The sequence below is a fragment of the Neobacillus niacini genome (assembly GCF_048572935.1).
GTDB lineage: Bacteria > Bacillota > Bacilli > Bacillales > Cytobacillaceae > Neobacillus > Neobacillus niacini.
This window is the reverse complement of the sequence record NZ_CP183883.1, coordinates 4,033,617-4,059,985: the sequence shown is the minus strand read 5'-3', so window position 1 is coordinate 4,059,985 and position 26,369 is coordinate 4,033,617. Positions and strand designations below refer to the sequence as shown.

The 26,369-nt window shown below is 38.1% G+C and carries 27 protein-coding genes; 21 read left to right on the top strand and 6 right to left on the bottom strand.

Annotation, left to right across the window (positions count from 1 at the left end; translation table 11 throughout):
* Positions 1-390 precede the first annotated feature (390 nt).
* The 17 genes from ACN6MT_RS20045 to ACN6MT_RS19965 all read left to right on the top strand — a co-directional run bounded on the left by ACN6MT_RS20045 (position 391) and on the right by ACN6MT_RS19965 (position 17,184).
* A complete protein-coding gene (locus ACN6MT_RS20045; protein WP_419887709.1) occupies positions 391-1,260 on the top strand; it encodes a MurR/RpiR family transcriptional regulator in 870 nt (289 codons plus the stop codon).
* Between the two features lie 5 nt (positions 1,261-1,265).
* Positions 1,266-2,402, top strand: coding sequence for an amidohydrolase (locus ACN6MT_RS20040; RefSeq protein ID WP_419887708.1), 1,137 nt, complete (start codon positions 1,266-1,268; stop codon positions 2,400-2,402).
* Positions 2,399-3,214, top strand: coding sequence for a GNAT family N-acetyltransferase (locus ACN6MT_RS20035; protein ID WP_419887707.1), 816 nt, complete (start codon positions 2,399-2,401; stop codon positions 3,212-3,214). Before ACN6MT_RS20040 ends, ACN6MT_RS20035 begins: the two co-directional genes overlap by 4 nt.
* A complete protein-coding gene (menC, locus tag ACN6MT_RS20030; RefSeq protein ID WP_419887706.1) occupies positions 3,211-4,317 on the top strand; it encodes an o-succinylbenzoate synthase in 1,107 nt (368 codons plus the stop codon). The genes ACN6MT_RS20035 and menC overlap by 4 nt, the downstream gene beginning before the upstream one ends.
* Before the next feature lie 15 nt (positions 4,318-4,332).
* Positions 4,333-5,400, top strand: a complete 1,068-nt coding sequence (locus ACN6MT_RS20025; RefSeq protein WP_419956493.1) for a hypothetical protein — start codon at positions 4,333-4,335, stop codon at positions 5,398-5,400.
* A gap of 274 nt (positions 5,401-5,674) precedes the next feature.
* Positions 5,675-6,292: a TetR/AcrR family transcriptional regulator gene (locus ACN6MT_RS20020; protein WP_419887705.1), complete on the top strand. Its 618-nt coding sequence runs from the start codon at positions 5,675-5,677 to the stop codon at positions 6,290-6,292.
* Between the two features lie 13 nt (positions 6,293-6,305).
* A complete protein-coding gene (locus ACN6MT_RS20015; protein WP_419887704.1) occupies positions 6,306-7,046 on the top strand; it encodes an SDR family NAD(P)-dependent oxidoreductase in 741 nt (246 codons plus the stop codon).
* A 42-nt stretch (positions 7,047-7,088) separates the two neighbouring features.
* Entirely contained in the window at positions 7,089-8,717 is a 1,629-nt protein-coding gene (locus ACN6MT_RS20010) for an AMP-binding protein (RefSeq protein ID WP_419887703.1), read from the top strand.
* Positions 8,714-9,874, top strand: coding sequence for an acyl-CoA dehydrogenase family protein (locus ACN6MT_RS20005; RefSeq protein WP_419887702.1), 1,161 nt, complete (start codon positions 8,714-8,716; stop codon positions 9,872-9,874). The genes ACN6MT_RS20010 and ACN6MT_RS20005 overlap by 4 nt, the downstream gene beginning before the upstream one ends.
* A gap of 16 nt (positions 9,875-9,890) precedes the next feature.
* Entirely contained in the window at positions 9,891-10,958 is a 1,068-nt protein-coding gene (locus ACN6MT_RS20000) for an acyl-CoA dehydrogenase family protein (protein WP_419887701.1), read from the top strand.
* Complete coding sequence (locus ACN6MT_RS19995) at positions 10,959-11,726, top strand: SDR family NAD(P)-dependent oxidoreductase (RefSeq protein WP_419887700.1); 768 nt, start codon at positions 10,959-10,961, stop codon at positions 11,724-11,726.
* Positions 11,720-12,514: an enoyl-CoA hydratase-related protein gene (locus tag ACN6MT_RS19990; RefSeq protein WP_419887699.1), complete on the top strand. Its 795-nt coding sequence runs from the start codon at positions 11,720-11,722 to the stop codon at positions 12,512-12,514. The genes ACN6MT_RS19995 and ACN6MT_RS19990 overlap by 7 nt, the downstream gene beginning before the upstream one ends.
* Positions 12,515-12,546: 32 nt before the next feature.
* Entirely contained in the window at positions 12,547-13,791 is a 1,245-nt protein-coding gene (locus ACN6MT_RS19985; protein ID WP_419887698.1) for an ABC transporter substrate-binding protein, read from the top strand.
* Between the two features lie 57 nt (positions 13,792-13,848).
* On the top strand, positions 13,849-14,718 hold the full coding sequence (locus ACN6MT_RS19980) for a branched-chain amino acid ABC transporter permease (RefSeq protein ID WP_419887697.1): 870 nt from the start codon (positions 13,849-13,851) through the stop codon (positions 14,716-14,718).
* Positions 14,719-14,722: 4 nt separating this feature from the next.
* Positions 14,723-15,742 (top strand): branched-chain amino acid ABC transporter permease, encoded by a 1,020-nt coding sequence (locus ACN6MT_RS19975; RefSeq protein WP_419887696.1) that lies wholly within the window; start codon positions 14,723-14,725, stop codon positions 15,740-15,742.
* Complete coding sequence (locus ACN6MT_RS19970) at positions 15,711-16,463, top strand: ABC transporter ATP-binding protein (protein ID WP_419887695.1); 753 nt, start codon at positions 15,711-15,713, stop codon at positions 16,461-16,463. The genes ACN6MT_RS19975 and ACN6MT_RS19970 overlap by 32 nt, the downstream gene beginning before the upstream one ends.
* Positions 16,464-16,476: 13 nt before the next feature.
* Positions 16,477-17,184 (top strand): ABC transporter ATP-binding protein, encoded by a 708-nt coding sequence (locus ACN6MT_RS19965; protein WP_419887694.1) that lies wholly within the window; start codon positions 16,477-16,479, stop codon positions 17,182-17,184.
* A gap of 331 nt (positions 17,185-17,515) precedes the next feature.
* Here ACN6MT_RS19965 and ACN6MT_RS19960 read toward each other — a convergent pair whose 3' ends face one another.
* Positions 17,516-18,106: a DUF421 domain-containing protein gene (locus ACN6MT_RS19960; protein ID WP_419887693.1), complete on the bottom strand. Its 591-nt coding sequence runs from the start codon at positions 18,104-18,106 to the stop codon at positions 17,516-17,518.
* A gap of 259 nt (positions 18,107-18,365) precedes the next feature.
* On the opposite strand from ACN6MT_RS19960, the gene ACN6MT_RS19955 reads away from it, so the two are divergent.
* A complete protein-coding gene (locus tag ACN6MT_RS19955) occupies positions 18,366-18,935 on the top strand; it encodes a YdhK family protein (protein ID WP_419956492.1) in 570 nt (189 codons plus the stop codon).
* 148 nt (positions 18,936-19,083) lie between these two features.
* Here ACN6MT_RS19955 and ACN6MT_RS19950 read toward each other — a convergent pair whose 3' ends face one another.
* Positions 19,084-20,442 carry a TrkH family potassium uptake protein gene (locus tag ACN6MT_RS19950; RefSeq protein WP_419887692.1) on the bottom strand — a complete coding sequence of 453 codons (1,359 nt, stop codon included), beginning with the start codon at positions 20,440-20,442 and terminating at the stop codon, positions 19,084-19,086.
* A 166-nt stretch (positions 20,443-20,608) separates the two neighbouring features.
* Here ACN6MT_RS19950 and ACN6MT_RS19945 point away from each other — a divergent pair, with 166 nt between their 5' ends.
* The 3 genes from ACN6MT_RS19945 to ACN6MT_RS19935 all read left to right on the top strand — a co-directional run bounded on the left by ACN6MT_RS19945 (position 20,609) and on the right by ACN6MT_RS19935 (position 21,976).
* Positions 20,609-20,995: a hypothetical protein gene (locus tag ACN6MT_RS19945; protein WP_419887691.1), complete on the top strand. Its 387-nt coding sequence runs from the start codon at positions 20,609-20,611 to the stop codon at positions 20,993-20,995.
* Positions 20,996-21,137: 142 nt separating this feature from the next.
* Positions 21,138-21,347 (top strand): hypothetical protein, encoded by a 210-nt coding sequence (locus ACN6MT_RS19940; protein ID WP_063252690.1) that lies wholly within the window; start codon positions 21,138-21,140, stop codon positions 21,345-21,347.
* A 197-nt stretch (positions 21,348-21,544) separates the two neighbouring features.
* A complete protein-coding gene (locus ACN6MT_RS19935; protein WP_419887690.1) occupies positions 21,545-21,976 on the top strand; it encodes a hypothetical protein in 432 nt (143 codons plus the stop codon).
* Between the two features lie 310 nt (positions 21,977-22,286).
* Here ACN6MT_RS19935 and ACN6MT_RS19930 read toward each other — a convergent pair whose 3' ends face one another.
* The 4 genes from ACN6MT_RS19930 to ACN6MT_RS19915 all read right to left on the bottom strand — a co-directional run bounded on the left by ACN6MT_RS19930 (position 22,287) and on the right by ACN6MT_RS19915 (position 25,967).
* Positions 22,287-22,529, bottom strand: a complete 243-nt coding sequence (locus ACN6MT_RS19930; protein WP_419887689.1) for an Imm59 family immunity protein — start codon at positions 22,527-22,529, stop codon at positions 22,287-22,289.
* Positions 22,530-22,649: 120 nt separating this feature from the next.
* A complete protein-coding gene (locus ACN6MT_RS19925; protein WP_419887688.1) occupies positions 22,650-23,939 on the bottom strand; it encodes a glycohydrolase toxin TNT-related protein in 1,290 nt (429 codons plus the stop codon).
* Between the two features lie 25 nt (positions 23,940-23,964).
* Positions 23,965-24,741 carry an enhanced serine sensitivity protein SseB C-terminal domain-containing protein gene (locus tag ACN6MT_RS19920; protein WP_419887687.1) on the bottom strand — a complete coding sequence of 259 codons (777 nt, stop codon included), beginning with the start codon at positions 24,739-24,741 and terminating at the stop codon, positions 23,965-23,967.
* Between the two features lie 473 nt (positions 24,742-25,214).
* A complete protein-coding gene (locus ACN6MT_RS19915; protein ID WP_419887686.1) occupies positions 25,215-25,967 on the bottom strand; it encodes an IclR family transcriptional regulator in 753 nt (250 codons plus the stop codon).
* Positions 25,968-26,369 lie beyond the last annotated feature (402 nt).

Below are 26,369 nucleotides of genomic sequence, written 5' to 3'. Positions count from 1 at the left end.
GAGAAATTTCGTCTATATGGTGAAATACCTATATAAACACAAAAATAAGGGAAGTTTTTCCGGCTAAACGTACTAAATCATTGGATTTAACCTTATTTAAAGCATTTAATCGGAATAGCTCCGCTTAAATTGCTTTTTAAGATACCTTTTCATACATTAGTCGGAAAATCTCCGCCTATGAATGATGATTGTACCACGAAAAATCAACTTTTTTGCCATGGGGGACAGGATGCCTGTTCATTAAAACAGTTAACATAATAGTCACATAAGATAATAGAGAAAAAATTTTCAGAATTTTTATTGTTATTGTTTCAAAATTGTGATAAATTAATAAACATTAAAATGAAGTCTAGACTTCATATGATTTCCGATAAAAGGTGAGGATTCTTTTTGGAAGACACACAAACAATCAAAGATAAAATTGAATTGATTTTTCATGAACTATCAAAGGCACAGCAAAAAGTCGCGAACTTCGTGTTAAAAAACCCGACATTTATCGGCGTGCATTCTGCGGCTGAGGTTGGGAAGGAAGCTGGAACCAGCGAAACGACGGTCATTCGTTTCTGCTATGCACTTGGATTGGAAGGATATGCCCAGCTGCAAAAAGAAATTACGCTATTGGTTTTTAACCATTCAACAAATAGTACGCTCGATACGTATGTTTCTTCAAAAAAAGAGCTTTTTAATGATCAGAGTCTCATTGAAAAAGCAATGGGCGAAGACAGCTCTAAAATTATCAGAATTGCTAAACAAATTGACAAACAATGGTTTGATGAAGCGACACGTAAATTACATGAAGCCAAAAATATCTATATTATTGGTGCTGGTGCCTCACAGTTAGGTGCGCACTGGCTGCATTTTACGATGAACATTCTACGGCCGAATGTGAAGCTTGTCGGCACAGGGACAGCGGAACTCATTCGGACGCTGCAAGAAATCGATGAACATTCCGTTGTCGTCGTCATTTCCCTGCATCGTTACTTTAAAGAGCCGATTAACATTGCTAAGGAACTTCATGAGCGCGGTATAACGGTACTCGCTGTTACGGACTCTCGGCTGGCTCCCATTCACAAGCATTGTTCGTATGCTTTTATATTAGAACAACCGCAGCTGTCGACCATTGATCTTATGCCGGCACTGATTTCCTTTCTCAATGTATTAGTTACGGGAATGATGACAAATGATCCAGATTACTACAATACTCAACGGGTTAAGTACGATGATTTTCAAAATAGTTTTATTGCAGATAGATGGAGTTGAACAAGATGACAGATCAACAATTAGCAGAACGTTTACAGTCAATTTTCGAGCATTTGCATGAGAATCCTGAAGTAAGCTGGAGCGAGGTGGAAACAACCGCGTATATCGCAAACCTCCTCAAGGAAGAAGGTCTTGAACCTCATACCTTTGAAAACATGACTGGGTTATATGTAGATATTGGGAAAGGAACACCTAAAGTAGGCTTCCGAACCGATATCGACGCACTGTGGCAGGAAGTAGACGGTCAGTTCCGTGCGAATCATTCCTGTGGACATGACGGACATATGACGATGGCACTCGGTACCATCTTTTTACTAAAAGAGCTGGCACCAACTTTACCCGGAGCAATTCGCATCCTATTCCAGCCGGCAGAGGAAAAGGCACAAGGTGCGAAGGCACTTGTCGAGCAAGGAGTGGTCGATTCACTGCAATTTTTATTCGGTACGCATGTTCGTCCACTGATTGAATTGCAGGACGGGACGTACGCGCCGGCCTTACATCACGGAGCAGCAAAGCTTTTTTCAGGAACGATTACAGGGGTTGAAGCGCACGGGGCACGTCCTGAGCAAGGTGTCAACGCGATCGAAGTAGCAGCGGCTTTAGTTGACGGAATCAAACGTCTTTGGATTAGCCCGACACAGTCAGCCTCGATTAAAATGACGCAGCTTCAAGCGGGCGGAACTTCAGCAAATATTATTCCAGGCTCCGCATCATTTAGTATAGACGCTCGTGCTCAAAACAATGAAACGATGGAAGCTTTAACCGTGGGATTTGAAAAAGTAGTGGCAGCGGTTAGTACTATGTATGGCGCAACGATTGATTACCAGGTAGATGCACATATTGCAGCAGCTCAAGTAAATAACAGAGCAAAGTCCATTATGAAGCAAGCGATTATCGATATGGCAGGGGAAGAAAACCTCGCACCGGAAGTGGTAACACCCGGCGGAGAAGACTTCCACTTTTATGCCTATTCAAAACCAAATCTGCAAACAACGATGCTTGGACTAGGCTGCGGTGTCACACCAGGACTTCATCATCCACAGATGACCTTTAACAGACAACGCCTTCCGATTGGTGCTGAAATTATCACAAGAGCATTAGTGCTGGCGTTACAACAAGTAGAAAGAAGCGAATCACAATGATTGAAATTAGAGAATTAAAAACAATCCAAGAAATGGAACAAATTCAAGAGCTTGAGTTTAAAGTATGGGGCACCGAAACCATTCCCACACACCAAACGTTAACGGCAGTAAAAAATGGAGGCATTATGGTGGGTGCCTATGATGGAGAGCAATTAATTGGCTTCAGTTATGGATTTGCCGGATTCCGTGATGGCAAATGCTATTTATGCTCCCATATGCTTGGGATTGACGAAGCATACCGTTCGCAAGGCATTGGGGAAAAATTGAAACATACGCAGCGTGATATTGCCATTGCGAAGGGCTATGAAAGAATGCATTGGACGTATGATCCGCTTGAAACAAGAAATGGTTACTTAAACTTATCCAAACTGAATGGCATATGTGATACATACGTTGAGAATTGCTATGGAGAAATGCAGGACGGCTTCAATCAAGGATTGCCATCAGACCGCTTTGAACTGCACTGGCATTTAATCAGTCCTTACGTAGTGAACAAACATGAACCATCGATCGAAGACGCAGCTGCCTTAAACACGTTGATATTTAATGAAGAAAACTTACCTGTATTCGTAGCAGGCAAGGAGCAAGAACTAACACAAGCCGCTTATTCATTAGCGATACCGAAAGATTTTCAAGCATTAAAATCGGCTAGCCAAGAATTAGCAATGGACTGGCGTTTGCAGACACGTACATTATTCCAGCGCTTATTTAAAGCAGGTTACGCAGCAGTTCGTTTACAGCCATCTGAAACCTATAATGAATACATTTTTGTCAAAAAAGAAACTTTAGCACTTGGAGGAGAACCACAATGAAAATTATCGACATTACGATCCGTCATTTACAAATGAAATTAAAAGCACCATTCACAACAAGCTTTGGTACCTTTACCAATAAAGACTTTTTACTATTGGAAGCAAAAGATCAAGACGGCACCATTGGCTGGGGTGAATCCGTAGCATTCCACTCCCCATGGTATAACGAAGAAACCTTACAAACAAACTGGCATATACTGGAGGATTTTTTAATTCCGTTAATTTTAAATAAAGAAATCAATCATCCCGATGAAATAAGCGAACTATTTGCGCCAATCCGAAAAAATAACATGGCAAAATCAACGATTGAAGGGGCCATTTGGGATATTTATGCACAGCAAACCAATCAATCGCTCGCTTCAGCACTTGGCGGAACTAAAGATAAAATTGAAGTGGGAATCAGTATCGGTATTCAAAAATCGATTGAAGACTTAGTCGCACTCGTGGATGAGTATGTGAAGGAAGGTTACAAACGGATTAAAGTGAAAATCAAGCCAGGCTGGGATGTAGAGGTAATGCGTACATTACGTGAAAACTTCCCGAACGTGGCGATTATGGCGGATGCAAACTCAGCCTATCGCTTAGAAGATGCAGAGCTTTTAAAACAACTGGATGAATTTGACTTAACCATGATTGAACAGCCTTTAGCATCGGATGACATCATCGATCACTCATATTTGCAAAAAATGCTAAACACCCCGATTTGCTTAGACGAAAGCATTCACTCTGTTGAGGACGCACGTAAAGCAGTTGAGCTCGGCAGTACAAAAATCATTAATATTAAAATCGGTCGTGTCGGCGGTTTAACAGAAGCGAAAAAAATTCACGATTACTGTGAAGCAAATGGCATTCCTGTATGGTGCGGCGGCATGCTTGAATCAGGCATTGGCCGAGCTCATAATGTTGCCTTAACCACATTATCAAACTTTATTTTACCTGGAGACACAGCAAGCTCAAACCGTTATTGGGAAAAAGATATTATCCTGCCTGAAGTCGTAGCAGCAAACGGTTATATTGAAGTGCCGCAAACTGCAGGGATTGGGTATGAAGTTGACCGGGAAGCAGTGGAATCATTTACAGTTGCGAAGAAACATTACAAATAAGAGAGGGTGATGATGGTGAAGAAAAGCTTACAAATTGGTGGAGCTTTCGTCGGACTGATCGTTGGAGCCGGCTTTGCTTCTGGACAAGAAATCATGCAGTATTTTACAAGCTTTGGCATTTGGGGAACAGTAGGCGGCGTGATTGCTACTTTATTCTTCGTATTTTTAGGTTACACGCTGGCACAGCTGGGGGCAGATTTACAAACAGCATCACATAAAGGTGTTATTTATTATTTAGGCGGGCGTTATATTGGATTTATTTTTGACATCCTTATTACGTTCTTCTTATTTGGTGTAGCAGTTGTTATGTTCGCTGGCTCAGGTTCGACATTTGAGCAGATGTTCGGCATTAGTCCAATGATCGGAAGCATCATCATGGTAGCCGCCACCATCTTAACGTTATTGTTAAATGTTAAAAATATTATCAATCTAATTGCTATGGTGACACCTTACTTAATGGCTATCATCTTTGTCATTTTACTTTATTCTATTTTTACCATGGACCTATCCATTGCTGAAGCAGATGCATTAGCAAAAGAACAAGCGTCAGGAGCATCCAATTGGTTTGTAGGTGCACTCCTCTATGTTTCGTATAATATCGCAGCGGGTGCAGCTTTATTGATTGTGATGGGTGGAACTATTAAAGACAAGAAAGTAGCAGGTATGGGAGGAATACTTGGCGGTATCATGCTAGGTGCCTTAATTATATTAATTCATATTGCGATGTTTGTGAAAATCGATGTTGTAAGTGGTGTTGCGATGCCGACACTTGAACTGGCTAACCAGATTCACCCGGCAGTTGGCGTGTTGATGGCAATTGCCCTTCTTGGCATGATGTACAACACAGCGGTGGGAATGTTCTATTCCTTTACCGTTCGATTCATTAAACCAGAAAGTAAATCATTTAGGCCAGCGGTCGTTGTTACAGGCTTGCTTGGTTTTGGTGCTAGTCTTGTTGGATTCACCACATTGGTTGGGAAAGTTTATTCAACGATGGGCTACTTAGGATTCGCCTTAATTATGGCGATTGTGATCGCATGGGCACGAAAAGGTAAAGGACAAAAATCAGCGATTGCTGCGTAAAAATTTTTTAAAATGCTTGGTTTCTTTTATATAGAGACCAAGTATTTTTGTCTATAATGGTTGCAATTGTCCTAATAAAGTACCTTTACTTTTTTAAAAAATGGCATAACAACCTTGCAGTGGAAGCACCATCTGAAATCCTTTCAATGGATTTAAATATGTATAAAAAGTAGATTTTGATTATTAAGAATATATTGACAATTAATTAAATATAACTTACTATAAACTTGAAAGGTGATTCAACTTTCAAGTTTATAAAAAAGGTTGTGCAGGAATGAGTGAATACACATTTTCTCAAAGTTCAATCCCCAAAACGGATCGTGGAACTAAGACCAAGCTTAAATTACTTATGGCAGCTGAAGAGGTTTTCGGTGAAATGGGTTTTTTTCAAGCAGGAATCACTGATTTGACAAAAAAGGCAAAGGTTTCCCAAGGAACATTTTATACATATTTTCAATCGAAAGAGGATATTTTTCGAGAGCTTGTTATGGGAATGCAAAAACAACTGAGAATGGAAATTAAGATAGCAACTCAAGGCATTAAAGATCGACTTGAACTTGAAAAAAAGGGTTTCGAAGTATTCTTTAGGTTCTTAAACCAACACCGCTATCTCTTTCGATTATTCCGTCAAGCAGAATTTGTCGACGAACAGCTTCATCGAAATTACTTCGAGACCTTTACAAAGGGCTATATTGAAGGACTAACAGAAGCGAAGGAAAAGGGAGAGATACGGGAATTAGATCCTGAAATGCTTGTTTATATCTTTATGGGTATGACAGATTACCTGGGGATGAAATGGGTATTATGGGAAAACCGCGAAGTAACAGAAGATATGGTGGAAGAAGTGATGTCATTTATTAAACATGGAATCGCCATAACTCCAAATAAGTAAGGAGCGAATAAAAATGAGGGATAAAGTGGTGGTTATTACTGGGGCTGCTTCAGGTATTGGAAGAAGAACAGCAGCTCTTTTTGCAGAAAAAAATGCTACGCTTGTCGTCAATGATATTAACGAAGCGAAGTTAAGAGAAGTAAGTGAAGAATTATTAAATCTGGGAGCAAATGTAACCGCTATCATCGGAGACGTATCGAAATCCTCTGATGTCCAAGGACTTATGACAGAAACTAAAGAGAGATTTGGAAAACTAGATGTTTTATGCAATAACGCTGGGGTCTGGTGGCCAGATAAGGATTCGGACGTCGTTCATCTTGAAGAGGAAATATGGGAAAAAATTATATCTATTAATCTTAAAAGTGTCTATTTATGTTCCAAATTTGCCATACCCTATATGGTTGAAAATAATGGAGGATCGATTATAAATATAGCGTCTATGGCTGGACTTAGAGGTTGGAAAAACATGGATGCCTATACAGCGAGTAAGGGTGGCATTATTTCTCTTACGAAGTCGATGGCAATAGAGTATGGCAAACATCAGATTCGGGTAAACGTGATTTGCCCCGGTTCTATCAAAACTCCTCTAACCGAAAAGGCACAAGAAAAAGTGGGGTATCCTAGCACTCCATTAGGAAGAGTAGGCTTACCTGAAGACATTGGAAAAACAATCTTGTTTCTTGCGTCCGAAGATTCATCCTATTTATCGGGGTGTATCATACCGGTAGATGGAGGAAGGTCTGCTAGACAATAAAGTTCTGTCATGATGGTTAAAATAAATAGAGGAGGAAAATAGGTGAAGGGTAGATTACTAGATAAGGAATTAACGGAAAGATATGTGACGGACGGACATTGGAAGAACAGGATTGTATCTGAATATGTCGAAAAATGTGCAAAACTTTACCCGAATGAAATTGCGGTCGTAGACGAACAACGTTCCGCAACCTATAAAGAGATTGAGGATCAATCGTTAAGATGTGCGGCTGGACTTTATCATTTAGGTGTAAGGCGCGGAGATGTTGTCTCTTTCCAGCTTCCCAATATTGTAGAAGCTTTTTATATCTATCACGGAATCGCACGACTTGGTGCGATAGCAAATCCAATTATCCCTATTTATAGAGGGAAGGAATTACGGTTTATATTGAACCAAGCAAAATCAAAAGTAATTTTTATTCCAGATATGTATCGAAATCATGATTATGTAACCATGTATGAAAAAATCACATCCGACCTATCACAACCCATCACCACAATTGTACTAGGAAAAGAAACTTCTTCTTTTACTAGTTTCCAATCCTTTATGGAAACAGATTGGGAAAATAAAGTGAATCTACTAACAATAGAACCTCCAAAAGCAAATGATTTATTACTTCTATTATATACCTCAGGAACGACAGCGAACCCAAAAGGGGCTCTTCATAACCATAATACCATTCTTTATGATACACAATACATGATCGACTGGTTTAACTTAAATGAAAGGGATGTAATCTTTAATCCTTCACCCATTACTCATATTACCGGGATCCTTTGTGGTTTAAATATGCCATTTTTATTAGGTAAAAAGGTGGTCCTTCAAGACCAATGGGATGCAAATTATGCGGTTGAATCGATTGCAAAACATCGTTGCAGCTTTATGATTTTTGCCACACCTTTCCTACAGGGGATATTGTCTTCAACTAAGAGACACAAATATGATTTATCGTCTCTCCGATATATTTGCTGCGGAGGTGCTGATATGCCCCCCAACTTGATTGAGAAGGCATCAATCGAATTAAAATGCACTGTTGTCCGTCAATATGGTGCCACTGAGCTTCCTTCCGCTACCTGCACGAACATACACGATCGTCCAGAGAAAAGATGTGCATCAGATGGCAGATGGATGCACCCAACAGAAGGTCGCATTGTGAATGAAAGCGGAGAAATATGCGCGCCAGGTCAACAGGGAGAAGTTCAATGGAGAGGACCTGAAATGTTTTTAGGTTATCTCGATCATTCTCTTAACCAGGATAGCTTTACAGAAGATGGGTGGTTTAAAACAGGAGATTTGGCCCATATGGATGATGAGGGTTACATCTATATTACCGGAAGAATTAAGGACATCATTAACCGTGGTGGAGAAAAAATTAGTGTCAAAGAAATAGAAGATATCCTGTATGAACATCCCGCCGTCAAGGAAGTTGTGATTGTTGGAATGCCAGATCCTATCCTTGTTGAAAAATCCTGTGCATTTGTAGTGGTTCATGATGGGTTTACCTGGGACTGGGATGAAATGATTCTCTATTTAGAGACAAAGGAAATTGCAAAGCAAAAATATCCTGAAAGACTAGAAATAGTCTCGGAATTACCTAAAACAGCCAGTGGTAAAATTCAAAAATATTTACTGCGAAACCAAATAAAGGAAATAATAGGAGGTTTAAAATGAATTTTGCTTTTACAGACGAACAGCTTGCATTTAGGGATGAGGTTCGAGAGTTCTGTGAAAAAGAGGTAACTCCAGAAATAATCGAAGAAATTTATGCGAAAGGAGATGAACATTCACCTAGTTTCTATAAAAAGCTGGCCGAAAAGGGCTGGATCGGGTTGGATTTTCCAACGGAATATGGAGGCTTAGGGAAAAAGCAAATTGAGATGGGGATTTTTAGGGAAGAAACAGCCTATTACATGGCGCCGATGATGTCGAATGAAATAAATAATATCCTGACACATTCCATTCTGTTATTAGGAAATGAAGAACAAAAACGAGAGTTTGTAACAGGTGTGATTGAAGGGAATATTCAATTTTGCATGGGATATACGGAACCAGGATCAGGTTCGGATCTCGCTTCGCTTAAAACAAGGGCAGTTAAGGAAGGCGATAAGTATGTGATTAATGGTCAGAAAATTTTCACAACGAATGCTCATATTGCCGACTATTGTATTTTAGCTGCCCGAACAGATGTAAATGCACCGAAACATAAGGGAATTTCCCTCTTTATCGTTGATATGAAAACAAAAGGAATTGAAGTGGGTCCATTGTGGACGTTAGGCGGTTATAGGGTTAATACCGTATATTTTGAAAATGTCATCATAGATGAATCGGATCGAATTGGTAACGAAAATGAAGGCTGGAAAGGTCTAGCGCTCGCATTAGATATTGAAAGATCAGGTCTCGTTTATGTGGGGAAAGCTCGAAGGATATTGGACGAAACGATTAAGTTCTTAAATAAAGAAAAACCAGCTTGTTTAGAACCGCAGCATTGGGTTTCTGAGAGATTAAATGAGTTACTGGCAGAAGTGAAGGCTGCCCGGTTAATAGCTTACCGAGTTCCATTAATGCAGGCAGAAGGCAAGGTCCCAAATTCGGAAGCATCCATGGCTAAATTATATTCAACAGAGTTGCTAAAGAAAGTATGTAACACAGCGATCGAAGTAATCGGTAAAAACACGCTTCTTACACATAGAAGTTTACACAATGTATGGAATGGATTGTTTGAAGAGAATTATCGTTCTGCAGCAATGAGTACCATTGTAGCTGGTACATCACAGATACAAAGAGAGATTATAGCAAAAAGGAAATTGAATTTATCTAGTAAAAAATAGAAGGGAGTGGTAGTATTTGGACTTTAATTTAAACAAAGAGCAAGAAATGTTTCAACAATCATTGAGAAAGCTTTTGGAAAATACTGAGGTTGAAAAAAACAGTCATTCAAAAGATGTTTGGAAGAGTTTAGCTGATTTGGGCGTATTAAGTTTAGGAATACCAGAGGAATTAGGTGGATTTGGTCAAGACTATGAATTAATCCAGATTGCGGGACTAGAGCTAGGGAAAAGCTTAACACATTCTCCCTATTATGAGACGGTAGTGATGGCGGGTTCGGTTTTAGCAAGTCAAGAAACCTCAAGTTGGAAAAAAGAAGTGGAGAAGATTATCTCCGGCCAGAAAATAATCTCCTTCATTGATGCTGACAACCATATTATAGCAGAAAAAGAGAATCACGAAAACTGGAGCCTACATGGTACGGCAGAGGTTATTTCCTTCGGTTCAGAAGCAGATAGCTTTATCTGTTCAGCCTCAGGAACATTATTTTATTTACCGAAAGAGAAAGTAAATACCGTTCCACTTGATTTCATAGATAATAGACCCGTTGCACGAGTAAATTTAGAAAATATTGTTATTCCAGATCACTATCGATTATGTGATGTTGGAGAATCAGAAAAGTTCCTTCAGAAACCTCGGGCAGTCGGTCGACTTTTCATTGCTTCCTATATGTCTGGTGCCGCCCAGAGTTCATTGGATCTAGCAATCGATTACATGAGTACGAGAGAACAATTTGGGAAACCAATAAGCAGCTTTCAAGCATTAAGTCATTGGGCAGCTGATCTGCAAACTATGTGTGACGCTGCGCTCCTTTTTACTAGACAGCTGGGCTGGGAGTTGACCTATGGGCGTACTTTAGAATCTTCCATTCTTTGTTTAAAGTATTCTACAAAAGTATATAAAAACTGTGCCACCGCTTCTGTTCAAATGGCAGGCGGTTACGGATTTATGATGGAATATGATATGCAACATTTTTACCGAAATGCATTGGGTATTGAACAAATAAATGATTGCCCTCAACATACGAGCATTGATTTAAGAAGGAATCATTTACTGGAGCTTGAACTATCGGGAGCAAGTATATAAATGCCAACCCATTTGTTTGACTTAGATGGACAAGTGGCTTTTGTAACCGGTGGGTCGAGTGGGCTTGGTTTTATGATGGCTACTGCGCTTGGAAAGAATGGTGCAAGGGTAGCGATATGTGGACGAAATGAACAAAAATTGCAAGAAGCAAGGCATTCATTGGAGAAAGAAAATATTCAATGTTTTAGCCTGGTTTGCGACATTAGCAACAAACAGGAAGTGGAAAAAAGTGTTAATAGAATCAAAGAGGAGTTTGGGAAGATTACCATCCTAGTAAACAATGCTGGACGAATTGCTGAGGACGATCCCTTGTTACTAGAAGAAAGACATTGGCAAAAAATAATCGATACCAATCTCTCCGGTGCATTTTATTGTGCACAAGCAGTTGGGAAAATAATGGTGGAAAATGGTGGCGGTAAGATAATTAATATCGCATCTGTTGCCGGTTTTCGGGGAATGCGTCGACCCATAAAAACAACAGCATATGGAGTTTCAAAAGGCGGCTTGATTTTATTAACAAAGGAACTGGCAGTTAAGTGGGCAGATAAAGGGGTCTGTGTTAATGCAATTGCTCCAGGAATTTTCAAGACTAAGATGACAGCTAGATTGATAGAAACGCAGACAAAAATCATAGAGGATCTAATACCGGCCAAACGAGTTGGTGAAGAGCAGGATTTAGAAGGTGTGATTGTTTTTTTAGCTTCACCAGCTGCTAATTATGTTACCGGACAGGTGATTGCAGTGGATGGAGGACAAACTTCATGGTAATGAAAGGGGAAATGAAAATGAATTATCAATTTTTAAATGTTTCGATTGAAAACAAAATCGCCATTATTACTTTAAATAGAGGACCTGTAAATGCAGTAAGTCAAGAAATGTATAAGGAAATAAAGGAAGTATTTACGAGCCTTGGAAAAAACAAAAATGAAGCGAATGTAGCGATCCTTACCGCTGAAGGAAAAGTATTTTGTGCAGGAAATGACTTACATGAATTTGTTAGTATGACTCCTGAAAATGGTGTGGACAGAATGATGGAAGTACGTGAAGCCTTCTGGGCGATTTATGACTGTGACATCCCTGTGATTGCAGCGGTCAATGGGGCTGCCCTAGGGACAGGATTTGCGCTTGCTGCCAGCTGTGATGTAATCATTGCATCAGAAAATGCAAAATTTGCTCTCCCTGAAATCAATGTAGGGGTGTTAGGAGGAGCGAAGTTTGGAGCGAGAATCGTACCCGAAATGGTCATGCGTAGAATGTATTTTACGGGAGAGGCCGTTTCAGTACAGGAAATTAGTAAATATGGTGCCATCACAGAGATCACCCCTCAAGAGGATTTGTTACGAGTAAGTTTGAAGTGGGCACAAAAGATTGCGAGTAAGAGTCCAAATGCGATTAGGATGGCTAGAAAAAGCTTAAATGGTTGTGAATATATGGACTTGAAGAGCGGCTATGAATTTGAGCAGCAATTTACGTGTGAATTATCAGGGTTTGAGGAATCGAAAGAGGCAGTAAGGGCAGTAATTGAAAAGAGAAAACCAGTATTCAAGACAATCTAACGAGTATTAATTACTATGCAGGGGGTAGATTTATGAAATTATTGGGAAATAAAAAAACATTTATACTATTATTTTTAATATTTGCTTTAGTTCTGACAGGCTGTAGTAGTAATCAATCATCCACCAACTCCAAAGGAAAAAAATCTGAGGGGGATCAGAAAGAAGCGATAAAAATAGGATTTATCGGTGCATTAAGTGGTGCCGTAGGCGGCGTCGGTCAAGATATGTTAAAAGGGGCAGAATTAGCAGTTGAAATCATCAATGAAGAAGGTGGAATCAACGGTCAGCAGGTCGAGTTACTAAGCAAGGATACAAAAGGAAATCCAAAAGATGGGATCCAGGCAGTTCGTGATTTGACTCAGGAAGGCGTTAAGATTTTTACTGGTGTAGTAAGTAGTGGTGTAGCACTTGCATTGCCTCCGGTATTAGAACAGGAGGACGCCTTGATTATGATTGCTGCTGCTGGAGATGACGCAATCACAGGAGAGAACTTTAGTCCAAATGTGTTTCGGATAAGTGATAATGCCTATATGAGAAACACATCCGCGGCAAATTTATTTTATAAGAAAAACCCTGAGCTTACAAAGTGGGCAAACTTTTCACCTGATTATGCTTATGGGCATGCATCGTGGGATGCGTTCAATAATCAAATGAAGAAAATTAATCCGAAATATGAAGTAGTCAAGGAATCATGGCCAAAGTTTGGAGCCACTGACTTTAAGAATGAGATTGCTAGTGTCCTAGCTGCTAAACCACAGGCCGTGTTTAGTGCTCTTTATTCAGGAGATGCGATTACGATGTCGAAGCAGGCAGCTCCTTATGACTTCTTTAATCAATTAGATCTCTTTGTTCTTAATTCTAACGAAGGTGATATCTCCTCTGCATTAGGGAAGGATATGCATCCAGAATGGTCGGGTGTTCACTACCATCCGGAAGCCTATGATAATGAATTGAATAAAAAGTTTGTCGAGAAATTTAAGGAAAAGTACAAAGTCGAACCAAATGGTTATAACTCTGAAACCTATGTCTCTCTCTTTGCCTATAAGGAAGCGATAGAAAAAGCGAAATCACTTGAAACAAAAACGTTAATCAAAACACTCGAAGGCATGAAGTTTGATTCCGTTACGGGAACGAGAGAATTTAGAAAAGAAGACCATCAGGCGATCAAAGATATCGTTTGGTTGAAAATTGAACCAGATAACAGTGATAAAGGCTGGAAAATTGCCGAAATAGAAATTGTTCCAGGTTCGGAAGTAATGGCACCTTTAAAAAAATGATGAATTGAACGAGAGAGACTCTCTCTCGTTTCTTTTACTAAAAAGGAGCGAAAAACGATGGATGTGGTACTGCTACCACTAGTTAACGGGTTAACACAAGCTGCTGTATTATTTATGATTGCTGCAGGATTAACGCTCATTTATGGTGTTTTGCATGTAATCAATTTCGCGCATGGCTCTTTCGTTATGTTAGGAAGCTACCTAACGATGTTCTTTTTTGTTGGTAAGTTTGAAACGGTAACAGGACTATTTTTATTTATTTTCGTCTCCAGTATCATCATTGCCCTAATTGGATGGGCCATGGAAGTCTTTGTTCTGAGAAAGATGTATAAAGCTGATGAATTTTATATGGTGTTAGCCACCTATGCGATTTTGTTAATGATTGAAGGTGGGGTTGAAAAGTACTGGGGTTCCTCTCCTTTATCACTACCACTACCTGCCAGTTTAAATACGACTATTTCCATCGTAGGGATATCAGTTCCGCTCTTTTCTATCTTAATCTGCGTTATTGGATTATTTGTTATGATACTTCTTTGGTTTATGATGAACCGTACGAACTTAGGTAAAATAATCCGAGCTGCTGCAGCTGATCAAACGATGACGAATTCCCTTGGAGTGAATGTTCCAGCATTGTTTACAGTTGTATTTATTATCGGGATCTTTTTAGCTGCATTTGCAGGAGGTCTCTTGGCTCCTACGGTTGCCCTGTTGCCAAACATGGGAGTGAATTTAGTAATTCAAGCCTTTGTAGTCGTTGTAGTGGGGGGACTTGGAAATATTAATGGAGCACTTATAGCAGCAGTTCTAATTGGCGTATTAGATTCATTTTTAGGCTTCTATGTACCTGTCTTAACAGGAATAACGTTCTATATTGTCATGGCAATCATATTAATGATTAGACCACAAGGGTTATTGGGAAAGGCGTGATAATATGTGGAAAACAAGGCTTCTATTATTTTTTATCCTCTTGCTATTTCTTCTAGTTCCATATGTCATGAACAACGCTTTCACTTTTCGATTAAGTGAATTGTTAATCCTTATACTATTTGCAGCAAGCTTTCAATTTATAGCTAGAACAGCTGGAATGTTTTCACTAGGACATGCTGCTTTCTATGGTATTGGAGCCTACGCTTCTGCTTTCTTCATTCAAAAAGGCTATTCTATATATATAGCAATCTTGTTGGCTGGTGTTATTGCAGTTATCATTTCTCAAGTCATTGGTTATTTAAGCTTAAAATCAACTGGAATATATTTTGCGATGCTAACGCTATCTTTGGCACAAGTAGTTTATCTAATCATTTATCGTACACCTGCTTTAGGAGGACAGGATGGAATCCCTGGTATATTAGCAAAGCCACTAAACATATTTGGGTGGGAATTTGATATATCGAGACCAGAAAACTATTATTTTGTAATTTTAATTACTGTCATCCTGTCGATGGGCATTCTATTTTATTTAACGAACTCATCTCTTGGTCATTTTTTACGTTCCATAAGAGAAAATTCGGTAAGAACCTCTGCCTTAGGGATACATGTGAAACGCTATCAAATGGTTGCTTTTGGTATTTCAGGATTCTTTGGAGGAGTAGCGGGTTCCCTGTTATCTCCGCTTGAAGGGATAATAACACCCGAAACTCTCGCATGGACACAATCAGCATTACCACTCATTATTGTCCTTATTGGTGGTATTAATAGTTTTTGGGGTCCTGTAGTGGGTGCAATCACTTTCGAAATTTTCCATGTGATCACACTCAACTCTGGTGCTTCAAATATGTATCTAGGAATCATTCTTTTATTGACAGTTTTAGTCTTCCCTGATGGAGTGATTGGGGTGAGCAAACGTTTAACGGCAATAGTAAGGAAAACAAGGCGAAATAAAAGTATAGGAGAAATAGGAGAGTTGAAAGGAGTAGGGAAGCATGGGGACTCTACAGCTCGAAGGAGTATATAAGGATTATCCTGGAGTAAAAGTTCTACAGGATATAAATTTAATGATTACTGAAGGTGAAATTCATGCCATTATCGGTCCGAATGGAGCCGGGAAAAGCACCCTTTTTGGAGTCATGAATGGGGATTTACATGCACATAAAGGATCAGTCACATTCAATGGAATGAATATGAATGGAAAAGGTTTGGATTATGCTGGGAGAAATGGTATCAGTCGCTGCTTCCAGGTTCCGAATGTATACAACAATCTTTCTGTCGCAGAGAACATTCTTGTTGCACTGATGTCCAAGGATAAAATTAATAAAAAGAAATACACTTTGAAGGGCTTTTTATCACCCTTAAAGAAATATGAGGAAAAAATTAAAGAAATGCTAGAAGAGGTTGGTTTAAGCGGTACACAGGATCGCTTAATATCTGAACTGTCTCACGGTGATAAAAAACGGCTAGAGTTAGCAATGGCAATTGCTTTGGAGCCAACGCTGCTGCTACTTGATGAGCCAACAGCGGGAATGTCTCCTGAAGAAACAGAGGGTGCTATTCAATTAATCAAGAAAATCCATATTTCTCGTAGCTTGACGGTAGTGATAACTGAGCATGATATGAGTGTTGTTTTTTCTCTAGCAGATAGAATTACTGTTCTAAACAGAGGAGAAATTGTAACAACAGATGTTCCGGAGGTAATAAAAGGCCATCCTAGGGTAATAGAAATTTATCTAGGTAAATAAAAGGTGGTGCCATATGTTAACTATAAATAATTTAAATTCCTATTATGGTTCGAGTCATGTCCTTCATAATGTTTCTCTTCAGGTCAACCAGGGCCAAGGGGTTGCATTAATAGGAAGGAATGGAGCAGGGAAAAGTTCGATGATGAAAAGTATAATGGGATTAATGCCAAAATCGGTTGGAGACATCAGCTATTGTGGTCAGCCTATTACAAAAGAGAAAACACATAAAAGAGTTCGGATGGGGATTGGTTATGTTCCAGAGGATAGGAGAATTTATAAAGATTTAACAGTTGAAGAGAATATTATGATAGCAGCTAATGCGATAAAAAAAGTACGAACTCCTTTAAAACTCGAAGAGGTTTGGAATAACTTTCAGCTGTTAAGAGATTTAAGACATAGAAAAGGTTCTGAGCTATCTGGTGGTGAACAACAAATCTTATCAATCGCAAGAAGTGTTGTTGGGAGGCCAAAATTAATTTTGCTCGATGAACCCACAGAAGGGATTGCGCCAATTATTGTTCAAGAATTAAAAGATGTGATAAAAAATATGATAAGCCAAATGGAAGTAGCAGTCTTGCTAGCTGAGCAAAATTTAAAATTTACAATCGAACTAACTGATTATGTATATGTAATCGACAACGGACAAATCGTTTATGCTGATACTTCAGAGGACTTTAAAGATAGAGAAGACCTTCATCTTAAATTTCTTGGTGTTTCATGATAATTTTGGTATCACCGGTGGATTACTAAATCATTATTGTTGTTTACTCAACAATGGGCTACTTAGGATTTGCTTTAATTATACCGGTTATAATCGCATGGGCACGAAAAGGTAAAGGTCAAAAATCAGCGATTGCTGCGTAAACTTTTTTAAAATGCTTGGTTTCTTTTATAGAGACCAAGTACCGAAGGACGGTTCTCATGGTTCACAAAAAAACACTCACAAATGTTGAATCATCAATATTTGTGAGTGTTTTTTGTATAGGATAATGACTGGATTACTTGAAACATTAGAATCCATCGAATCAATCCTTAGGATGGATGAAATACCTTTATTGAAGATAGTTTGGATTTTGTTGTTTTTCATTGATTTCTTGAAATATATCTGGTTTATGACTTGTTTTATTTTGTGTTGCTACATCAGTTGGCACTACAGGGAAATATGTATTCATCAGCCTCTTAAATTCTCCTATTGTTAGAGGTTTTGCATCTTCTTGCAGCTCATAACCTAATAGACCGTTAGGTTCAATAGTTGCTGTCTTGACATCTTGTATGTTAGAAATCCCTTTATTACGTAATCTCATTTCCAACTGGTCAACGGTTAAACGTAATTTTTTTAAGTTTTGAATATCTAATGTACCATTATTAATAACAATCTTGGATTTGCCGGTAATAAATTTTTCGAAGGCATTGGACTTTAGTTCGATGTATTCTAGGATGAGGAGAGAAATAACAAAAATGGTAGCAGCTACTATAGCTTTTACAACACTTTTTTCCACAATCGGTTGAACAATAATTGTACCGATTGAAATCATCACAACGGTTTGTGCTAACGTCATTTGAGAGATAGATTTCCTTCCAGCAATTCTTAGTAGGAGAATACCCGCCAAAATTAAAATAAAAGAGTACCAAATAAAATTCACAATATCACCTCTTTTAAAAGTATTCTTTTTTTAAAGTTTCCAATTTTAGTTAAACTATACAAAAATGAATTTAGCGGACGGTTTACGAAATCAAGACCTTGTTCTGCGAAAGGGACAGTTTAGTGGCTGTATTGTCAGAGCTAATCCCATCTGACTTATTAACGTTAAACAATCACAAATAATTAAAAAAGAAGGAGGAAATAATGTAAATGTATACTGTTTGTAGACTGCTGTTGATACAAGTGATTGGGAGGTCATGATGAAAATTGAAAAATTTGCAACTTCGATTTTAATGCTACTATTCGTGTTGATTTTATCTGCATGGACGAGTAGTAGTAATACAAATAGTTCCGATATAAGTATGAATACGGACTATAAGATAATAAAAATGGGCGACATGCATTCTGGTACTGCTGAAGTCCCTAAAGGTTTAAAAGAAGCAAAAAATCCAACTTTTAAAGTTGGTAGTTCAGTAGTTGTTAAAGCTCACCACATGAAGGGGATGTATGGTGCTAAAGCAACCATTGTAGGTGCTTATGATACGACAGCATATGTTGTTACCTACACTCCGACTACTGGAGGACCCATCGTAAAAAATCATAAATGGGTGATTCACGAAGAAATTAAAAATGCTGGTCCTAAAACCTTAAAACCTGGTACAGTGGTAATCTTAGAAGCAAACCACATGGAAGGTATGATGGGGGCAAAAGCAACTATTAATTCAGCAGTGCACACAACAGTTTATATGATTGATTATTTCCCGACTACTGGAGGACCAATAGTAAAAAATCATAAGTGGGTTATAGAAAGTGAACTTTCAGCTAATTGATGCTTGTGCAAAATGTATACAAGCGTGTTACGAGTGTGGTCAAATAAGTTAATGATAAAAAAACAATAGCCTAGCAAGCGAGCTAGGCTATTTAATTTATAAATATAAAAATATGGTAAAACAAGCGTATTTACAGACGCTGAGTTACCTATCCAATTATGACTCTTTCTTTAGGGTAATGGTAGTTCTCTTCTTTAGTTTCGCCCCTTAATAGGAAGAGGAAGGAGAATATACCGATACGTCCGATGAACATTAGTAGAATAATGACGATTTTTCCGCCAATACTTAAATCTGCCGTGATTCCCATAGAAAGCCCTGTCGTACCAAACGCTGAACACACTTCAAAGAAGAGCTGGAGTAAATTCATTTTCGGTTCTATAAAGGTCAAAATGGCAACTGCGATTCCACAGATCATGGCAGCAGTTGTAATGACAACAAAAGCTTTCGTCACATCTTGAGGATCAATCTCTTTCTTAAAAACTTTAATACTGCTTTTTCCTCCTGCGTAGCTATAGATAGCTAATAACATGATGGCAAAAGTAGTTGTTCGAATCCCTCCACCCACACTACTGGGAGACGCACCAATAAACATGAGTGCTGATAGAACCAAAAGCGTTGGCGTAGAAAATTCATTCATATCCATTGTTGCTAAACCACCGTTACGTGTTGTAACGGATTGAAAGAGCGAATAGAATAAAGATTGGTGCCAGGATTTTTCAGCAAAGAAATGATGGGATTCAAAGATATAAATACATAGAGCCCCGACTATGATTAAGGCAAAAAAAGTAAAGGTGGTTAACTTTGTAAAAAGGGAAAACCTGAAGGACTTTTTCTGCTGCTTCATAAAATATTCCTTTATTTCTATAAGGACTGGAAAGCCGATGGAGCCAAAAATCATTAAAAGGATATTAATTGTTTGAATGAAGTAATCATTAGCAAAAGGTACTAATGATTCACCTGTAATATCAAAGCCTGCATTCGTTGTTGCACTGATAGAAGCGAAAAAGCCTTGGAGAAACGCTTCTTCCCATGTAGGGAAATAGTTTAAAAAATATAATCCTAAAATAAACGTCCCTATTAACTCAATCACAATCATGATGAGAAGAATATGACGCATTAATATAACCAATCCTGAGAGATTATATTGATTCTGATCCGTCATGATTAATTTTCTTTCCCTTAAGCCAATTTTTTTACCCAACAAAAGCCAAATAAAGGTTCCAAGCGTCATCACGCCGATTCCGCCAAATTGTAATATAAATGCAAAAATAAACGTACCCGGAACACTGAGTATTTCTGTTAATGATACAGTCGATAGTCCTGTAACACTTACAGCACTTGCAGAGATAAACAAAGCATCTAATTGTGTTAATTCGGCTCCATCCTTTAATGTGATAGGCATAAGCAGTAATATCGTTGAAAGGATCACCGCAGCAAAATAAAACAGAACGAGCATTTGTACGGAAGTAATACGTAACTTCTTTTTAGAAAGTGAATTTAAATTCATTATTTACCTCTTTATCATTGTCTTGTCACTAAATCATTTTATGGCACATGACTAGTATAAGCAATGGAATAACCCGAAAAACATCATTATATATGTTGTTTTTCGGGTTATTTTCATTTGAACATGATTTTCCTTCCACTTGAAATCTTCAATAAAAGCTAAAACAATGCCAACACTAGAGCTTGCTAACCAGATTCACCCCGGCGTGCTGATGGAGATCGCCCTTCTTGGTATGATGTTCAACACAGCTGTTGGAATGTTCTATTCCTTTACCGTTCGTTTCATTAAACCAGAAAGTAAATCATTTAAGCCAGCAGTCGTTGTTACCGGCTTACTCGGTTTTGGCGCCAGTCTTGTAGGATTCACCTTAATCGTTGCGATTGTGATTGTGTGGGCACGAAAAGGTATAAAAACAAAAAAATTCAATTGCCGCGTAAAATGTGCTTGGCTTTCTATTAGTAGGGACCAAGCATTGCTACGAGTACATAAAAAGTACGGTACTTTATTTTCAAAAATGCAAAACCATAACCGTGCAGTGGAAGCACCGATATAAAAGCTGAATCTGTTATTCCATTTGTATAATTCTTTATCAGCTCATGTTATAATGTAGAACTTAGGGTAATGATGACTGTTACTCGGAATTGTCGGGAGCCAAAAAAAGCCTCCGCTAGGATAAAATATGGAGGTGTCTGGGAATGAATAAGCGATGGACGATTGGTAAAATTAAAGAATTTGTTGAGAACAACTCGGAAAGTAAGTTGCTAACGACGGAATACCAAGGTTTTTCTCAAAAATTACAATTTAAATGTTCGTGTGGCAGCAACTTTGAAAAAACCTTTACGAAATTCAAAAATAACAATCAACGGAAATGCGACGTATGCGAACCGCCAAAAGCTTCACGTTAAACGGATAGAAAATTAGGAAACAAGGATTTAACAATTTAGGACTTCTCATTTGGGAGGTCCTATTTTTTTAAAAAAAGAATGTTTAAAAGATTGAAAGTGGTGGTAAATTCGTGTTTCAACACATCAATCCATTTTATCGACAATTCTCAACATAAATCTGCTATACTAAAACAAATAATAGAAAGAGGTGAGGAAAAGTGGAAAATACGCTTAATTTAATTTTAGCTGAACAAAAAAGACAGGGTGATTTATTGCATCAATTAATAAATGCTGTTGCAGTATCAAATGTAAAAATTACCGAAATGGACGAAAAAATTAGTGGAATGAACAGGAAAATTACCGAAATAGATGTCAAAATCACTAAAATGGACGGCAAAATTGCCGAAATGGACGAAAGAATTACACAAACAAATGAAAAAGGTACCGAATTGGACGAGAAAATGACTCAAACAAATGAAAAAGTTACCGAAATAAACGGAAAAGTGACCTCTATTGAAAAAAAACTAGATTCCGTCTTTGAGGAAGTTAAAGAAATTAAGGAAAAAATGGCAACAAAACATGACCTCGAATATTATGATCAAATGATTTCAGAGCATTCTAGAGAAATTTATAAACTAAAAAATCATTAAACCTCGCCAATGAGACTCCTCCATAATATACTAAATCCAAATCGTAATGATGAAACAGATTGGGAAAGTTATTTCCGATCACACATTCCCTATCTTAAAAATCATCATCAGCCTCAAAATAGGCCAACGAATACTATTAATCTATACAATGCTTTTTTACTTAGGTGATGAAAAAACCCGTGCCCATAATAGTAAAATAATTCTAAATGAAGTTAGTCAGTAGTTGCCTATTTATTGCGTAGAGAACAGGGTTGGAAAGGTAAAGGACTAACCAATCGGGTTAGTCCTTATAAATTAATTACTTTCATCCCTAGAGATTTTGAAATTTATTCAACGCTCTTAATCGTTTAATAAAATTTTCTAATGCTTCACCTTCAGTTTGAAATTCTTTCTCTGAGATCGGATTTGCCCGCTCGTCTGAAGTATAGACTTTCCATTTATCTGCTTTTTTGCTAATGCCAACTTCATTTGGTTTAATGGTATGGTCATCGAACCAATTTAAATTCTGTAATTTCTCATTTTGGATAATTTCTAAAGCATTCTCTCTTGTCAATGGTATCACACCTTATTTTATTTTTTCTATTAACCCTAAACCTTCCAATAAATCTACTGGTAAGGGCATTTCATACTGAATCCCGCCGCCGGTTGAACCAAATCCTGGAGCAATATCACCTTATTTTATTTTTTCTATTAACCCTAAACCTTCCAATAAATCTACTGGTAAGGGCATTTCATACTGAATCCCGCCGCCGGTTGAACCAAATCCTGGAGCAATATCACCTTTTTGAATTTTTAAATCATCATAAGTTAGGTCATATGCATCCATGAGTGTGGTTACCTTTTCCCTAAGGACAGGGTCTGGCGTCTGGTTCACATAAGATTCAATGTCATTGAAATCTCCCGTGATTTTATACTGATGATATTTTGAAGGATCCTCGACATATGGCAAGGACCGCTGATCATAATTATACGGTTTCCCATCTATAACGGGTGAAGTATATCGGCCATTTGCAGGCCCGTATCGGTCCACAACTTCTCCTTGATCCGGAATATGAGTTTCCTTGACTGCATTTCCGTTTTTATCAAGTACGTAGCCTCCCTTCGGAACCTCATCCCAATTAATAGAGCCATCAGGATTTAATACACTAGGGTCTTTCGGCACCTGAATATGTTCAGGCCACTGTCCGGTTTCTACATATTTTTCTGCAAGATCTTTATCTATCTTTTGTAAATAAGTATTTAATTCGGTCGGGGAACAGTTTGTTTTTTTCAAAACACCCTCTATACCATCAACCACTCTAACCCCGCCAGCTTCTTCCACTACCTTTACACCCTTCGTTAATTTTACCGCTTTATCGACGCCTTTTGTACCGACAACGGCAAGGGCAACTTCTCCAAAAGCGCGCCCAAACCAATTGGACCGGCTTTCGGCATCTCCATTGACAACATCATGATTCCATGAATTTTTAATCGATTCCCATATTGATTTGGCGGTTTCAACAGGGTGCTGAACGACATATACAAGACCATTAAAGGTTTCAATTGGATGGGTAATCACATTCCAAAGACCTTCCACTGTCGCGACTACCGCATCAACCATACCTGTAACAAATCCTTTTGAAACGTCAGCGATTAAATCCCAACCATCTGTAATATGATCCCAGATGGATTTCTTCTTTTCAGAAAATGTAAGCGTACTTGCTTTATGATCAGCCTTCACATATCGATCCATGGAGTCATCAATAAAATGATACAATGCATTGATTCGACTTTCCAGGTCTTGTAAAGATGTAACACTTTGGTTCAAACGTAAACCGATGTTCTGCTGTTGGGTTATTTTAGAATCAATGGTGCTGCGCAATAAAGATAACCGGTTCTTAGAATCAGACAAATCAGCGGAAATGGTCTTCAATCCTGAATTGGTGGATTGAACATTGCTTACTTTAATATCAATCTTTGACAAGGTAGAAACCCTCCTTTCTAAAGTGTTAGTGAAACATGGAATGTAAATCATCTACAGACGATCGCTCATAGAAGGGGGCGATATGACTGACGATTGATTGAGTGAGTGGAAGGCTTTGATCCAGTATCGCAAGTTCAATTCGTTCAGGCGCAATTTTCTTAACAGATTGAAAAATCTTTGCCAGCAGTTCTGCAGAAGTTTCGTTTACATGTTCATCTACTTCCAGTCCAATGAAAGAAAAAGGACGCTCTCCGGTCATAGGATTATAAATGTTTGTAAGATAGGCCCTGCTTATAGAAGGGTAGGTTCGAAGGCATTCAGATATCAAATCTACTGCTGTCTTGGGTATATCTACTATCTGTTCAGCTAAGAGCTGCTGCTTTAGGGCAGGGGTTAATTGATTAAAAAAGTAATCAAAAATTCTGCCGTCGCGTAATGTTTCAAGCTCCTCAGGAATGATTTTCTTACTTAAGTCGAATCCTGGATTTAACACCCAAGCAGTATGTGGTTCAACCAATTGTAAAAGCTCCCTAGTCTTGATTTTTACATATGTATAGTTTGATTGAAAAATAGAATCGAATTTTTGCCAGCTTGAATAAACAGGGAGAACCATCTCATTTTTCACTTCTATGTATTTTAAGTTCAGGACAGAATCGCCTTGATCACTTGTAACATTTCCTAGTACCACTAACTCCAATTCTAAAAAGGCCTTATAAAAATGATATCGCTTCATGTGATCCTTAGTAGCTGCCAAAAGAACTTCATCAAATGGATCAACAACGTTATTCTTTATTTTCTTCATATTCGCGCTCCTGTTTGATATGGTAAATAAAGTAATAGTATACAATAATAAAGAAGGTGAAAAAAGGTAATATAGTACTAGTGATAGGGTACATGGACCATGGTGACGGTTCGTACTTCACGAAGGGCTGATTTACATGCATTTTCTATCTTTTGCAAAAGTAGTGGCGGATGTCATTATTTTCACCGCATATTGGGGAGGCTGGATATCCTGGTCAAATGATTTCAAAGCATTCTAGAGAAATTTATAAACATAAAAATCATTAATCCTCCCATTGGAACGCCTCAACTAAATTCATACCTGCTCCGTAGTCTTCGATGGTCTACCTACAAATAAACACTTACAAATGTTGAAATATTGTTTAAAAAGAAACCTTGTCATACAAATCATGACAAGGTTTTTACTAAGAGCTAAATTATATGTTAGTTAAAAGAATGGGACTGATCTCAAATTTTGTAAATGTACTATTTATATTATACGGAGTACCCTAATTGTTCTGATAATTCCCGGGCTGTTTTGATAAGTTCTCTTACGGCTGTTGATTCCTTTGAAATATCTAGTGCTTCTGTTAGCCCAACAATGTAAAGAACAGCAATTAACTCTCTACTATAATCAAACACAGGAGCTGCAATGGCGGAAATTCCTGATAGGTATTCGGAAGTATAAGCATAATTCTCCTTTTTCACAAATGCTAGGATTGATTCCAATTTAGCTTGTTCAATCAGTTTCTTTTCGAGCTCCTTTTGAATGATCGTTCCTGTCTTTTCCTCAGGCAAGTAGGTTGCAAATACTCGTCCTGCTGCCGTGGTTGTTAATTCAACCAAGGTACCAGGTCTTATATTTAAATTAATAGGCTTTTTACTTTCTTCCCATTCAACAATTAATGGCCCCTCATCTTCAACCCAGATAGCCATAGCTACTGTTTCGTTTAATCGCTCATTTAGTTTTTTAATATAAGGAAAGGCTTTTGAGGTAATATCTGTTTTTTGCAGGGCGAATACACCCATGGTCACCATTTCTTTCCCCAATGAATATCGCAAATCCGAGTCTTTTTCAAGGGCTCCTACCTTACATAAACTAATAAGATACCTATACAGCTGACCTTTCGGCATATTACTTAATTTTGATATTTCAGTTATCGTTAATGGTTTATCAGCGCGTGAAACCTCTTTAAGTATAGAAAAACCAAGTTCAATGGATTGAATCCCCTTTTTTTCCTGTTCCATATGTAATCCTCATTTCCAAAGCTATGATTATTATTATTTTATCAGAGAATGCTTATATTTTTTAAATAGATTTCATTTTTAGGCTCTGTTATCACTGGATGTTGATTTGAAATAAACGGAGAAATTCCGGCTAAATTGGTATATAGCTATGATTTCTTAATTATTAGGGGAGTTTTTCCGTTTAAAGGGTCCAAACCTTTGGATTTTGTCCTATTTAGAGCTGCTAAGCGGATTATCTTCGTTTATATTGCTTCTTGAGCGTCCTCTATTAACATTAGCAGGAAATTCTCCGCTTATGAATTCTCCTACCTACACGAAATTCAACAATAAATCATAACAGTGAGCGATTTATAAAAATAATAGTCTGAAAAATCGAAATATATTGACGACCCGTTTTGATTT